The organism is Pyrococcus sp. (genome assembly GCF_030153625.1).
Classification (GTDB): Archaea; Methanobacteriota_B; Thermococci; order Thermococcales; family Thermococcaceae; genus Pyrococcus; species Pyrococcus furiosus.
The window spans coordinates 1-12,572 of the sequence record NZ_JASKLM010000046.1 but is presented as its reverse complement, the minus strand read 5'-3'; the positions used below and the strand labels follow the sequence as shown (position 1 = coordinate 12,572).

Genomic DNA, 12,572 nt, shown 5'->3' with positions numbered 1-12,572 from the left:
AGTAAATAATGGTTTCAGACTTCATGTTCCCCCTTCTTTTTCTAAAGTACTGCCAGTAACTTAAACCTGACACCCCACAGCTTATCCTAACAGTATCCTTACGGCAATAGTCAATACCAAAAAGAGAATTCCAAAGATGAGAAATTTTCCCTCGAGCCCAATTATTGAATCTATGAAAAGTTGATACACTTTAGTATTCGCGAGACTGAGACCAATGATAAATATCCAAAAGAGAATCACAATCCCCTGGTCCCTCCTCACTGACCTAGAAAGATTCCACAATTCAAATAAAGTGGCTTTTGTTGAGGTTTTTCTCATTTTGATGTCACCTTTAGGAGATTTTTAACTTGGCGCTTTTTTCGTGATTGGAGACTATTTTCAGAATAGAAAAGCATCCCAATAATTTTAGCTTTTTCTGGTGTAGTAGGAGTTAATATCTCCTAGAGCTGCAGGGAAAACCTTCTGAAAGGGCAACTTATTGGGGTCTTTTTAAGGTTTCAAAAATTTCCATAACTTTAAACATTACATTGGACGATAAAGTAATATTTCCTCATATCATGACCAAGAAGAGCATTATCAAATATTTGGTTTAGAGCGTTTTACAAGGTAAATGAGGGTAATATAGGCAAGTTTGACTATACATTAACTCTTTTGCCGAGGATTTCCCTATCTCAAAGCTGATAAACAAGCATGACAAGATATATTTTGTAGTAAAGCCATATGCAACAATCAGGTGTCCTTAATCTTCAGTTTCATCTCATCAGCTGAGATCTGAATATGCCGAAGATAATACAGCAATCTTTTCATTTAGCTTTAAACCTTCCACTATACTCATAACACCAACAAATACTTCCCTCTTACCTTGACAGTCTCAGAAAGAGAAAGCGAAGATTTATTAATATTTATGGAAAGCAAATATAGGGGAATCTTATGAAATTGGCTCTCATCGATGGAGAGCATTATCCAGATGTCAACAAATGGGCTATTGAAAAAATTAAACCTTGTTGTGCCGTTTTTGTTGGTGGGACTGAAAAGATCGGAAGTATAGAAGATGTTGAGAAAGCTTTGAATATTAAGATTTATTACTCTCCTAACATTTTTGAAGCGTTATCCAAGGCCATTTCTGAAAATAACATTACGGAAGTCATAGACCTAAGTGATGAGCCAGTTTTAAATCCCAATTTGAGGTTTAAGATAGCTTCCTACCTACTTAGACTTGGCATAACCTACAAAGGAGCCGACTTTGAGTTTAGAGCCAAAGAATGGAAGAAAATTGATATTCCTTCTATTTCCATTATTGGAACTGGGAAAAGAGTCGGGAAGACAGCTATAGGTGGCTTTGTAGGGAGAACCCTAAAAGAAGTTTATAAAGTAGTAATTGTGACAATGGGAAGAGGAGGTCCAGAAAAGCCTGAGATTATCAGGGGAGACCTAATGAAAATAACTCCGGAGTTCCTCTTAAAGATCTCTGAAGAAGGAAAGCACGCAGCATCAGACCACTTTGAAGATGCGCTAACGGCTGGAGTAATAACAATAGGATGTAGGAGGTGTGGAGGAGGGCTAGCTGGCTTTTCTTTCTTTGACATAGTTGATGAAGGAATAGAAGTTGCAAAATCTCTGAATCCTGACATTATAGTGTTTGAGGGATCTGGCCCAACATTTCCCAGCGTCTTGGCCGATGGGTTTATTACAATAACGAGTGCAGTTCATGGAGAGGAAAAAATTAAGCACTACTTTGGGCCGCTAAGGATAGGACTTGCAGATATAGTAGTTGTTACTATGGCTGATTCCGTAAGTGAGGAAAAGCTGAAAATAATCACCCAGAGTATTAAGGAGATCAACCCAGAGGCAGATATTCACTTAACAAGGTTCGTTCCCAGGTTAATAGGAGAAGTAGAGGGGAAGGCAATTATAGCAACAACAAATCCACGATCTGCAAAGAAATTTTCAGAGGAGCTTGAAAAGATGGGGATAGATGTAGTATACTACACAGGCAACCTTGCCAAAAGAAATATCTTAAAGGAGGAGCTCGCAAAAGTTGAGTATGACACGGCTATAGTGGAATTGAAGGCAGGAGCCGTAGATGTAGTAATCAGACATGCATTTTCTCGGGGCAAAAGGGTTGTATTTTTAGACAATGAACCCAAGAACATTGATGGAAAAGACCTGAAAGAGGCAGTAATAAACCTCGCCAGGAGGATTGTAAATGATAAAGGTAATTGAAAGGGATGGAAAGGTTCGCCTACCATTTTCGAGGGGAATCTTAACTAGGTCAATCACTTCAGTAGGAGTTGATGTTGATTTAGCATATGCCATAGCTACAGAGGTTCAAGAAGAACTGATAAGGCAAGGAAAAAAAGTTGTCACAAAGGAAGAGATAAGAAACATAACATATCAAAAGCTTGTTGAGAAAGGTTTTAAAGAAGAGGCCAAGAGATATTTGTTCTGGAGAAGGTTTAGAAAACTTAAAATACCCCTAATAATCCTCCTGGGAGGACCAACAGGGGTTGGAAAGTCAACAATTGCTACTGAACTCGCCTTTAGGCTTGGAATTAGGAGTGTTATAGGAACTGATACCATTAGAGAAGTCATGAGAAAAATAATAACCCCCGAGCTTCTCCCAACTATTCATACATCAACTTTTCTGGCATGGAAAGAGCTTAGGGGAACTGTAACTGGATCCCCAATAATTGCAGGATTTGAGAGTCAGGTAAATGCTGTTGCCGTGGGAGTTAATGCAGTAATTCAGAGGGCCATAAAAGAAGGCCTAAACGCTATAATAGAGGGAATACATTTAGTCCCAGGGTTCATTAAAATTGATTATGAGATGGCCTTTATGTACATGATAGTGGCTAGAAGTAGGGAGGAGTTGGAAGCCAGATTTTATGAAAGAACTAGATACAGCAAAAGATCTGCCCAATACTATATCTCCCACTTAGATGAGATAATGGAAATCCAGGAATACTTGATAAAGAAAGCAAGGGAATATAGAGTTCCCATAATTGAGAATGTAGAGCTTGAAAAAACAATCTCCACAATCATGGAGGACATTATGGAAAAAACTGTAGAAATAATGAAGAAGAAAGGACTAGACATGCTAGAGGAACCTAAGTGACACATCTCCATAAACAATTTTCTTTAGGCTTCCATCTGAGAGCCTTAGAATTAGTCTTCCAAGCTCGTCGATGTCTTCAGCAATGCCTTCAATTTCTCCATCCCCAATAATTCTAACGGGAACTCCAAGAATCATTTCCTTTTTTGCCATCTCAAGAAGGCTTGCTGGGGAAGACAAAAACATCTTGTACAATTCATCTAAGTTAGTCACCAATGCTCGGAAAACCTCAATTAAAGGTACGGAAGTTCCCAATATCTCGGCCATAGACGTGGCATTCTCTGGGGCTTCATTGTTTACGTTTAGCCCTACTCCAAGCACAACGTTATCCCCTCTTTTCTCAACGAGTATTCCAGCTATTTTCTTGTAATCAACAAGAACATCGTTTGGCCACTTTATCTTCCCCTGAATGGAAAATTCAGAGAGAGTCCTAACAACTGCTAATGCCCCTAGAAAGCTCAATTTCGGGAGATCCTCGGTAGAAATTCTAGGATGCAAAACCACGGACATCCACAGCCCGCCAGGTGGAGATTCCCACCTCCTACCAATTCTTCCATGTCCCATAGTTTGAGTGTCAGCAACTATTACAGTTCCTTCTTCAAAATTGCCGAGCTTTGCTACTTCATTTGTGGATGTGACTTCTCTATAGTATATAACCACCTTCCCAATAATTGAAGTGTTCAAGCCCAGCATATTATTTTATGCTCAACAAAGCAATAAAATCTTTCCCAACCTCAACCACTAACGAATGAGTAAACCCTTACATAATCCACCACCATCTTTGCTGGAAATGGAGTTGTAGCATCGGGGTTTCCTGGCCAATAACCACCCACTGCAAGATTAAGGATTATATAGAAGGGCTTATCGAAGACCCACTCATAGCCCATAGCCTCCACTTGTTCTTTTGTAACCTCATGATAAAAAGTTCCATCAACGTACCACTTTATTTTATCCGGATACCAAACTATTCCAAATACATGGAAGTCTTCTGTAAAGTCTGGAACACCTTCAGGGAGTGTATAGGCCCTAGTAATTCCTTTACTTCCCGAGTAACCTGGGCCATGAACAGTTCCGTGAATTGTCCGTGGCTCATGGCCAAGGAACTCCATTATGTCTATTTCTCCACAATTTGGCCAGCCTACTTCCCTTATGTTGCTCCCCAACATCCAGAATGCAGGCCATAAACCTTTACCTTTTGGAAGCTTTATTCTAGCCTCAACAACTACTGGAGGGCTAAATTCTACCTTACCTTCAGTCTTAAGTCTTGATGAAGTGTAGAGAAACGTTCCTTCGTTAGGATCAGTAATTATTTCTTTTCTGGCCTCAATGACAAGGGTGCCATTTACAATATAGGTGTTGTTTTCCGTGTAGTATTCAAGCTCTCCATTCCCCCATCCCGGGATTCCATAAGCTATTCCATTTCCCTTCTCAAATGTCCAGTATTCTTTATTTACTTCGGAACCTTCAAACTCATCGTGCCAAATAAGTCTCCACTGTTTTCCATCTATTTCTATCACTTCAGGGACTTGTTGTTTAGAAGAAAGTTGTTGATTAGTTGAATGATGAATACATCCACTTACAAACACGAGAAAAATTAAGGAAAGAAACAACAAGGCTTCTTTTTTCATTGTGTCAGCCCGTTAGTATGCTCTTCTATAGATCTCTTCCAAGTCTTCAACTTTCAAATCTCCCGGTGTTGCCTCTATAACAGGTTTCATCATTCTATAAGCAGTCCTAGCCATCTCTGGAATGTCTTCCTCTTTAACCCCTAATTCTCTGAGCTTCTTGTTTACTCCAAAGAGGCTCTGGAAGTCACGTAGCTTCTTAATAGCTAGCTCTGCTGCCTTTCTGTCATTTGGCTCGTAAACTCCAAATACCTCTCTTCCGACTATCGCCAACTTTTCATAGGCATAGTCGAGAATGTATTCAAAGAGGTAGGGTCCTAGAATGCAGAGGCCCAGACCATGAGGCACTTCAGGATAGAATCCACTTAGACCATGCTCAAGTGCATGATTTGCCACAACTCCCGTTACCGTTTCCGTTATTCCAGCCTCAGTACTTGCCCAGGCAAGTTGCGTTCTTGCTTCAAGATTTCTCAAGTTTTCGTAGGCCAATGGAAGGTATGTAACAATGCGCCTCATTGAGTCGAGAGCCAGAACATCCGAATATGGATTTGCTCTAACATTAAGAAAGGCCTCAATGGAGTGGTAGAAAGCATCCATTGAAGTGTACACTGTTTGATCTTTTGGAAGAGTAAGCATAAGTTCTGGATCAACTATAGAGAATTTGGGGAAGAGAACATCATATCCAATTCCCTGCTTCTCCTTTGTTTCAGGATTAGTTATAACAGCATAAGGATCAGCCTCCGTTCCAGTCCCGTGGGTTGTTGGAATTGCAACTATTGGAAGCGCTCCAGTAGGCTTCTTTCCTCCTCCCACAGCTGGAACATAGTCCCAATATTTACCTCCACTGGCGGCAGTCATTGCTATAGCTTTTGCACTATCTATCGCACTTCCACCACCCAAGCCAACAACAAAGCTAACATTTTCTTTTCTCGCTATCTCTGCCCCTTCATCCACATGAGTAGATATTGGATTTGGAATAATTTTGTCAAAAACTATGCTCTCTACCCCAGCTTGCTTAAGTAGTTCTTGAACTCTATAAAGAACTCCAGTTTCCTTTGTGCTTCTCCTTCCAGTTACTATTAGGGCCTTCCCAGAAAGCCCATGCTTCTTCACTAGTTTAGGAAGCATTTCAAGCTTCCCAGGACCAAAAACTATTTCTGTGGGAAGATAAATTGATATCTCAAACATGCACACCACCTCAATACTCAGGTTTTTGATAAATTGAGCGCAACATTAATTCCTCAACCCTAACATCCTTTGGAAGTCTTAGGAGGTATTTTACTGCCTCAGCAACTTCCTCAGGTTTTAAATACCCTTGCTCCTTTGGCTTCCCAGCTTTGCTCCCTCCAAAATATGTATCTACTGCTCCAGGTCTTAGCTCGAAGAACCTCACATCTGGATTCTCAATCTGGAAGGTCCTTACCAATGCTCTTGCAGCCCATTTAGTTGCCACATAACCTCCACCGTATGGAAGTAGCCTTGCAGAAACATCTGAAGTAACAACAATAGCCACTCCTCCAGTCCGCTTTAAGGAGTTTAAGAAAGCTTTTATTGTTCTCCAAACTCCCAAAAGGTTTACTTCAATCATTTCGTGGAACTGCTCTTCTGTAAGCTCTTCAAGCCTACCAAAGTAACCAAGCCCCGCATTGGCCACAACAACGTCCACATCTCCAAAGTGAGCTAGCGTTTTCCTTGCAAACTCTTCAACGCTTTCTGGCTTTGATACATCGAGGTAGTCGTAAAATACCTCCACCCCATGTTTTTCGCTGAGTTCCTTGGCAATCTTCTCTAACCTATCAACACTTCTAGCCCCTAAGGCAAGGGAATATCCATCTTCAGCAAGGGCCTTTGCTATAGCTTCCCCGATTCCACGGGATGCCCCAGTAATTACGGCAACCTTCATTTTATCCCTCCCAGCAATATAAGCTTGATGTTTTTTATAATTTTTGGACATTTATGAAGAGAATTGAGCCTCCTCAAAAAGCAAGTTTAAACATATATCTATCTTCCCACATTTATAATTGCATGGGAAATATTATAAATCACAATATCAAAATATAAAGCTAGAGGTGGAAAGTATGAAGTTCCCAAAAAACTTCATGTTTGGATATTCTTGGTCTGGTTTCCAGTTTGAGATGGGACTGCCAGGAAGTGAAGTGGAAAGCGACTGGTGGGTGTGGGTTCACGACAAGGAGAACATAGCATCAGGTCTAGTAAGTGGAGATCTACCAGAGAACGGCCCAGCATATTGGCACCTCTATAAGCAAGATCATGACATTGCAGAAAAGCTAGGAATGGATTGTATTAGAGGTGGCATTGAGTGGGCAAGAATTTTTCCAAAGCCAACATTTGACGTTAAAGTTGATGTGGAAAAGGATGAAGAAGGCAACATAATTTCCGTAGACGTTCCAGAGAGTACAATAAAAGAGCTAGAGAAAATTGCCAACATGGAGGCCCTTGAACATTATCGCAAGATTTACTCAGACTGGAAGGAGAGGGGCAAAACCTTCATATTAAACCTCTACCACTGGCCTCTTCCATTATGGATTCATGACCCAATTGCAGTAAGGAAACTTGGCCCGGATAGGGCTCCTGCAGGATGGTTAGATGAGAAGACAGTGGTAGAGTTTGTGAAGTTTGCCGCCTTCGTTGCTTATCACCTTGATGACCTCGTTGACATGTGGAGCACAATGAACGAACCAAACGTAGTCTACAATCAAGGTTACATTAATCTACGTTCAGGATTTCCACCAGGATATCTAAGCTTTGAAGCAGCAGAAAAGGCAAAATTCAACTTAATTCAGGCTCACATCGGAGCATATGATGCCATAAAAGAGTATTCAGAAAAATCCGTGGGAGTGATATACGCCTTTGCTTGGCACGATCCTCTAGCGGAGGAGTATAAGGATGAAGTAGAGGAAATCAGAAAGAAAGACTATGAGTTTGTAACAATTCTACACTCAAAAGGAAAGCTAGACTGGATCGGCGTAAACTACTACTCCAGGCTGGTATATGGAGCCAAAGATGGACACCTAGTTCCTTTACCTGGATATGGATTTATGAGTGAGAGAGGAGGATTTGCAAAGTCAGGAAGACCTGCTAGTGACTTTGGATGGGAAATGTACCCAGAGGGCCTTGAGAACCTTCTTAAGTATTTAAACAATGCCTACGAGCTACCAATGATAATTACAGAGAACGGTATGGCCGATGCAGCAGATAGATACAGGCCACACTATCTCGTAAGCCATCTAAAGGCAGTTTACAATGCTATGAAAGAAGGTGCTGATGTTAGAGGGTATCTCCACTGGTCTCTAACAGACAACTACGAATGGGCCCAAGGGTTCAGGATGAGATTTGGATTGGTTTACGTGGATTTCGAGACAAAGAAGAGATATTTAAGGCCAAGCGCCCTGGTATTCAGAGAAATAGCCACTCAAAAAGAAATTCCAGAAGAATTAGCTCACCTCGCAGACCTCAAATTTGTTACAAGAAAGTAGCCATTTCATTTTTTCTTTGTTTTTTAACTCATATTTTTGGGAAAATAAGATCATAAAAGCTTAACAAGAGAAACCATGCCATAAAAATAGCAAAGATTGATAGCCCTCAATTTCCATGGATTCTACATACATATGGATGATCAGTCATAAAGTTTATAAATCCATAGCAAGGTGATTTTATTGGTAGTATCCCAGGTGGGGCGGTAGCTCAGCCTGGGAGAGCACCGGACTGAAGATCCGGGTGTCGGGGGTTCAAATCCCCCCCGCCCCACCAGTTGGGTGCGGTGGTAGTCTAGCCTGGTCTAGGACGCCGGCCTTCCGAGCCGGCGACCCGGGTTCAAATCCCGGCCACCGCACCACAATCTTTTCTTAGAAAATTTCACGAACATGTTTCTAGTTCAAACCAAAGAACTTTTATTGATCAAAATCCAAAGAGAAGATAATAAGCCTATAGAGGAAGTGGAAAAGTTGAAGGAAATAGGAACGCTTGCTCTTCTTCTAGTTTTGGTTTTTGGAATGATGGTAAGTGGATGCGTTGGTGGTGGAAACATAGCCGAAACTGCAAGTAGCATTATTGAGAGCTACACAAACACAGAGAGTACACCTAAGGAGACTAGTTCAGAGATTCCAACAGAAACAGCTACTGAAACTTCTGAATATGCCTCCTGGAGTAATCCATGGGATTCATCAAAACCAATAAAGGTTGGAAACGACCTATACCTAATTTCTTACATCAAGTACAAGTACAGAGTTCGTACAGAAGAAGGAGGACCCATATATGAATATGAGATTGAAAAGAGCCGTGGGAAAACGAAAATTCATGTGTATGGAACAAAAATTGACATGGAAACTGGAAAGAGCGAAAAAGTTGACATAGGAGAGTTTGAAGTTTATGAATACTATGGAAAAATAACTCCAATTTCAGGGAAAGAAATGAACGAAACTTTTGAATATAGACTCTGGGTTCTAAAGAATGATGAGGATGTTGACTCAATGTTCCTATTCCCAAGCTTGGACTTCTTTACTCTCTACGCCTCACTGTATGGTGGAGGGGAGAATACAGTAGGTCTCTGGATAAAGTACGGAGATACTGTTATTGAGTTGTACAACCCAGGGGCAGTGGGAGAAATGGGGGTAACTCCCTACAGTGAAGGGGATTTTAATTTACTCAACAAACTTTCAGACATTGAAGCAATTTACTTGGGATGGGTGAACTTCTACACCTTTGGATTCTGGAATATTTTAGAGGAAAGAGACATATACACAAACACCAAGGGATCTGAAGGAATTCTTGGTTACCAGTATAATTATGAGATAAATCCTGACGGGAAAATAACCCTAGGAGGACTTAAGTTTAGGGTGTCAAACATTAAGTGGACGTACCAAGTTCAGGGAGTTACTGGACAAGGAGAGGCCACAATAGCGGCCAATTTGCCAATTCCCATAGAATCCAAGGGAGTTTTTATTGCCCAGGGCGTCAATGTCTTTACCCATGTGAAAATAGAGGACATAAAATTTGAGAAGCTTTAGTGCTTAGCCTTTTTCTTTACCTTTACAGCAACTCCTCTCTTTGCTTTCACCATCTCCTCCCCACTCAGAACTGCCCTTCCAACAGCTACTACTTTTCCATCTCTTACAACGCCAACCCAATCATTAGGCCTTATCTTCTCATCTGCACTCCCCACTCCGGCAGCAAATATATCCCCTCTTACATCGAAGTCTATCTCAACCCAATAAGAGTGAAGCTCATCGTATATCCTCTGCATTCCCCAGGGGGTTACGCTTATTACACCCTCTTGAAAAGTTCCCGTCTGCTGGTTATCAACTATCAATCTTAGCATTTTCGACCCAACGACCTGGGCTCTCTCGGGCAGAACTGCATAACCTGCATTGAGGCCAAAGTAAAAGTCAAAAATCTTTCTTATGTTTTCATAGAACCTGTACCTTCTGTATTCTTTATCAACATCCCTAACATCGAACTCCTTGAGAGTTTTCGTTAGGTTGGCCAAAGATTCTCTTGAAGTTGTTGAGTTTCCTTTTGCAGTAAATATTACATCTCTCCCACTCAGCTCCATTGCGAGCTTTACCGCTTCCCTGTAACCCCCTTCGACGTGAGCTATTATTGGAATGTCTGGGTATTTTTCAAGAACGTCAGCCAACAATTCACCCGCTAATCTAACCTCTCTCTCGCTCCAGTGACCAGTGACAACAATGTCATACTTTGCAATCCATTCCCACTCCCTGGGAACTACGCCATAAGGGGAGGTAACGATCAGCTCATGAACCCTGTGCATTTTCTCCCCTAAAGCCTCCTTTACTGCACTTCTATAGAGGGTGTGGGATCTGGATCTAGAATAAGGCTTCTTAGCTGAACACGGCAAAATCAAGAGAAGCTCTATATCCTTTGGGGGTTCAAACCTCTCTCTAACCCTCTTGGCCCATCTATAAACTTCGGGCCTAGTCATTGAGTAGTCACTTATGAAGACAACCGTCTTGTCATCCACTGGTGTGTACTTCTCCAAATACTCAATATTCTCCCTATCAGCAATCCTTAGAATTCCAGCATTCATTGAAGTTGGTAGAAAGTTCTCTACCAGATATCTTAGCTTTCCCTCATGAATTGCAATTCTTATTAGCCTAATAATTTTCTTTGCGTATTCGACGGGATCCTCCTTAGGCTCATCCCATATAATGGGAGAAAACTGGGTGAAGCCCAGCCCTTCATAGGAGTATATCTTAAGGGATCTTATGTCAAATGCATCAATTCCCAGGTACACGGCTAGGGGGTAGAAGAAAGGCTCCAGATCAGTTATGAGCACGGCATTTGGGAATTTCTCTCTAAGTTCTCTCATAGTGAAAACAAATCCCCTATAATCTTTAATCATCGATTTAGAGTTCCCTATGTAGATTGCATCAAAGTCGTTTTCTTCAATGATCTTAAACAGTTCTTCGTAGTGTTTAGTCCTCTTAAGGGCTGGAAAGTAAAAGGCATTAAATTTTGAATAATCAACTTCCCAGAGCCTTTTTACCGCCTTCTTAATAATTTCATCTGGAGTGTAATAACTAAGCGGTATGGCTGGAGCCAGGTTAAAGTCGTACTCCTTGTAGTCTTTCGGATAGAAGAATGAGTTGAATGGGGAGAGCGTGAAATCTACCCCGGCTAAAGCTGGAGTCTGAACTGGAGGCTCTAACCTTATAACCCCTAACCTTCCAGGACCATCGTGCTTTATTACTTCCATTCCTATCACACGAGATTGTATCTCTGGAGCAACAGGATTTCATCAAGGGTGAGCTTTTCTCCCCTCTTGAACTTCTCAAGGGCTTGCACAGCCTTCTCGAAGTTCGCATCTCTCTTGGATAATAATCTTGCTGCAAGTTTATATGCCAACAGCTCCTTGTGCTTCTGGTCGTATTCAAGTATCTTTCTTTCCAATTCTCTCAGCTCTCTCCTTACCTCTCTGATCTTTTCCCTAATCTCCAAGACCTTTTGGTGATATTCATCGGCCTCTTTCTTCACTTCATCAGCCTTCTGGTAGGTTTTAATCATCTGCTCGTGGAATTGCTGGCTCTGGTTTGCTAACTGCTGAATTTCAAGAGAAATTGCCCTTCTTGCCTTCTTTAACTGCTCTATCTTCTTTCTAACTTCTTGGAGCTTGTTGTTAAACCTTTCTACCTGCTGGATTATCTCCAGCTCAGTTGCCAGGACTTGAATTTGATCAACTATCTGCTTCTCCCTTTCTGGTGTTATGTTTGGATTCGTCTGTAATTCCCATTCCAGCTTTTCAATTCTTTCCTCAATTTTTTCTTTTGGCATCTTAAGTCTTCTTAGTTGCTTAAATTCATCCCTCTTAGTTTTGTATTCTAAAGCTTCCTGATAGAGAAGGTCGAGCTTTGCATTAATCTCTTCCTTGTTCTTCTTGAGCTCCTTAATTTTTTGGTTGATCTCATCTCTCTTTGCCTTGAATTCTCTGGCTTTCTCCCTTAGTCTTCTTACTTCAAGATTCTTCTCATCTCTCTTTTGAATCCAAACATTGAGCTCCTTCTGGAGCTCTTCCAATTTAAACTCAATATCTCTCTTCTCTCTCTGAAGCTCTTCAAGCTCCTGCTTGATACGCCTAATTTCCTCTGGATCAACTTTCACTTGCATACCTCTTCCCCTTTTCTAATTTTAGAATAGACAGTGTCATCAAACATATCCCCGCTAATTTGGGGAAAATGATACCCAAATAAAAATTTTTCTCACCCTAGTTCCCATTAGATCGTTAGGGTTATAAGCACTTAAGTTTTTTGGTTGATTGGTGGTTGTATTGAGTTTTCAGAGGGAAATCCTGATCATAA

At 41.1% G+C, this 12,572-nt stretch carries 10 protein-coding genes and 2 tRNA genes; 6 read left to right on the top strand and 6 right to left on the bottom strand.

Features of this window, described 5'->3' with window-relative positions:
- Positions 1-930 precede the first annotated feature (930 nt).
- The gene (locus PWP39_RS08025) at positions 931-2,223 is read left to right on the top strand and encodes a 2,3-diphosphoglycerate synthetase (protein ID WP_288073419.1); all 1,293 of its coding nucleotides are present in this window, start codon (positions 931-933) and stop codon (positions 2,221-2,223) included.
- On the top strand, positions 2,207-3,115 hold the full coding sequence (locus tag PWP39_RS08020; RefSeq protein WP_011011190.1) for a 2-phosphoglycerate kinase: 909 nt from the start codon (positions 2,207-2,209) through the stop codon (positions 3,113-3,115). Before PWP39_RS08025 ends, PWP39_RS08020 begins: the two co-directional genes overlap by 17 nt.
- On the opposite strand, the gene PWP39_RS08015 is transcribed toward PWP39_RS08020, so the two are convergent.
- Genes PWP39_RS08015 through PWP39_RS08000 form a run of 4 tightly spaced genes read right to left on the bottom strand, consistent with a single transcriptional unit; the run spans position 3,098 to position 6,640 of the window.
- Entirely contained in the window at positions 3,098-3,805 is a 708-nt protein-coding gene (locus PWP39_RS08015; protein WP_011011189.1) for a biotin--[acetyl-CoA-carboxylase] ligase, read from the bottom strand. The genes PWP39_RS08020 and PWP39_RS08015 overlap by 18 nt on opposite strands.
- Positions 3,806-3,846: 41 nt before the next feature.
- On the bottom strand, positions 3,847-4,740 hold the full coding sequence (locus tag PWP39_RS08010; RefSeq protein WP_011011188.1) for a glycoside hydrolase family 16 protein: 894 nt from the start codon (positions 4,738-4,740) through the stop codon (positions 3,847-3,849).
- Positions 4,741-4,752: 12 nt separating this feature from the next.
- The gene (locus PWP39_RS08005) at positions 4,753-5,925 is read right to left on the bottom strand and encodes an iron-containing alcohol dehydrogenase (protein WP_011011187.1); all 1,173 of its coding nucleotides are present in this window, start codon (positions 5,923-5,925) and stop codon (positions 4,753-4,755) included.
- A gap of 10 nt (positions 5,926-5,935) precedes the next feature.
- On the bottom strand, positions 5,936-6,640 hold the full coding sequence (locus tag PWP39_RS08000; RefSeq protein ID WP_014835480.1) for an SDR family oxidoreductase: 705 nt from the start codon (positions 6,638-6,640) through the stop codon (positions 5,936-5,938).
- Positions 6,641-6,815: 175 nt separating this feature from the next.
- Between PWP39_RS08000 and bgaS the strand changes: the two genes are divergently transcribed.
- From bgaS to PWP39_RS07980, 4 genes are all read left to right on the top strand, one after another.
- Positions 6,816-8,234, top strand: a complete 1,419-nt coding sequence (gene bgaS, locus PWP39_RS07995) for a beta-galactosidase BgaS (RefSeq protein ID WP_011011185.1) — start codon at positions 6,816-6,818, stop codon at positions 8,232-8,234.
- Positions 8,235-8,431: 197 nt separating this feature from the next.
- Positions 8,432-8,508: transfer RNA gene (locus PWP39_RS07990), tRNA-Phe, on the top strand.
- Positions 8,509-8,515: 7 nt separating this feature from the next.
- Positions 8,516-8,593: transfer RNA gene (locus PWP39_RS07985), tRNA-Gly, on the top strand.
- A gap of 58 nt (positions 8,594-8,651) precedes the next feature.
- The gene (locus PWP39_RS07980; RefSeq protein ID WP_223208990.1) at positions 8,652-9,764 is read left to right on the top strand and encodes a hypothetical protein; all 1,113 of its coding nucleotides are present in this window, start codon (positions 8,652-8,654) and stop codon (positions 9,762-9,764) included.
- On the opposite strand, the gene arcS is transcribed toward PWP39_RS07980, so the two are convergent.
- Both arcS and PWP39_RS07970 read right to left on the bottom strand, forming a co-directional pair.
- Entirely contained in the window at positions 9,761-11,473 is a 1,713-nt protein-coding gene (gene arcS / locus PWP39_RS07975; RefSeq protein ID WP_011011183.1) for an archaeosine synthase subunit alpha, read from the bottom strand. The genes PWP39_RS07980 and arcS overlap by 4 nt on opposite strands.
- A 5-nt stretch (positions 11,474-11,478) precedes the next feature.
- Positions 11,479-12,381 carry a coiled-coil protein gene (locus PWP39_RS07970; RefSeq protein WP_011011182.1) on the bottom strand — a complete coding sequence of 301 codons (903 nt, stop codon included), beginning with the start codon at positions 12,379-12,381 and terminating at the stop codon, positions 11,479-11,481.
- Between the last annotated feature and the right edge of the window lie 191 nt (positions 12,382-12,572).

Coding starts and splice junctions, on each gene's coding strand:
- PWP39_RS08025 (WP_288073419.1), top strand. CDS start 931: ATGAAATTGGCTCTCATCGATGGAGAGCATTATCCAGATGTCAACAAA.
- PWP39_RS08020 (WP_011011190.1), top strand. CDS start 2,207: ATGATAAAGGTAATTGAAAGGGATGGAAAGGTTCGCCTACCATTTTCG.
- PWP39_RS08015 (WP_011011189.1), bottom strand. CDS start 3,805: ATGCTGGGCTTGAACACTTCAATTATTGGGAAGGTGGTTATATACTAT.
- PWP39_RS08010 (WP_011011188.1), bottom strand. CDS start 4,740: ATGAAAAAAGAAGCCTTGTTGTTTCTTTCCTTAATTTTTCTCGTGTTT.
- PWP39_RS08005 (WP_011011187.1), bottom strand. CDS start 5,925: ATGTTTGAGATATCAATTTATCTTCCCACAGAAATAGTTTTTGGTCCT.
- PWP39_RS08000 (WP_014835480.1), bottom strand. CDS start 6,640: ATGAAGGTTGCCGTAATTACTGGGGCATCCCGTGGAATCGGGGAAGCT.
- bgaS (WP_011011185.1), top strand. CDS start 6,816: ATGAAGTTCCCAAAAAACTTCATGTTTGGATATTCTTGGTCTGGTTTC.
- arcS (WP_011011183.1), bottom strand. CDS start 11,473: ATGGAAGTAATAAAGCACGATGGTCCTGGAAGGTTAGGGGTTATAAGG.
- PWP39_RS07970 (WP_011011182.1), bottom strand. CDS start 12,381: ATGCAAGTGAAAGTTGATCCAGAGGAAATTAGGCGTATCAAGCAGGAG.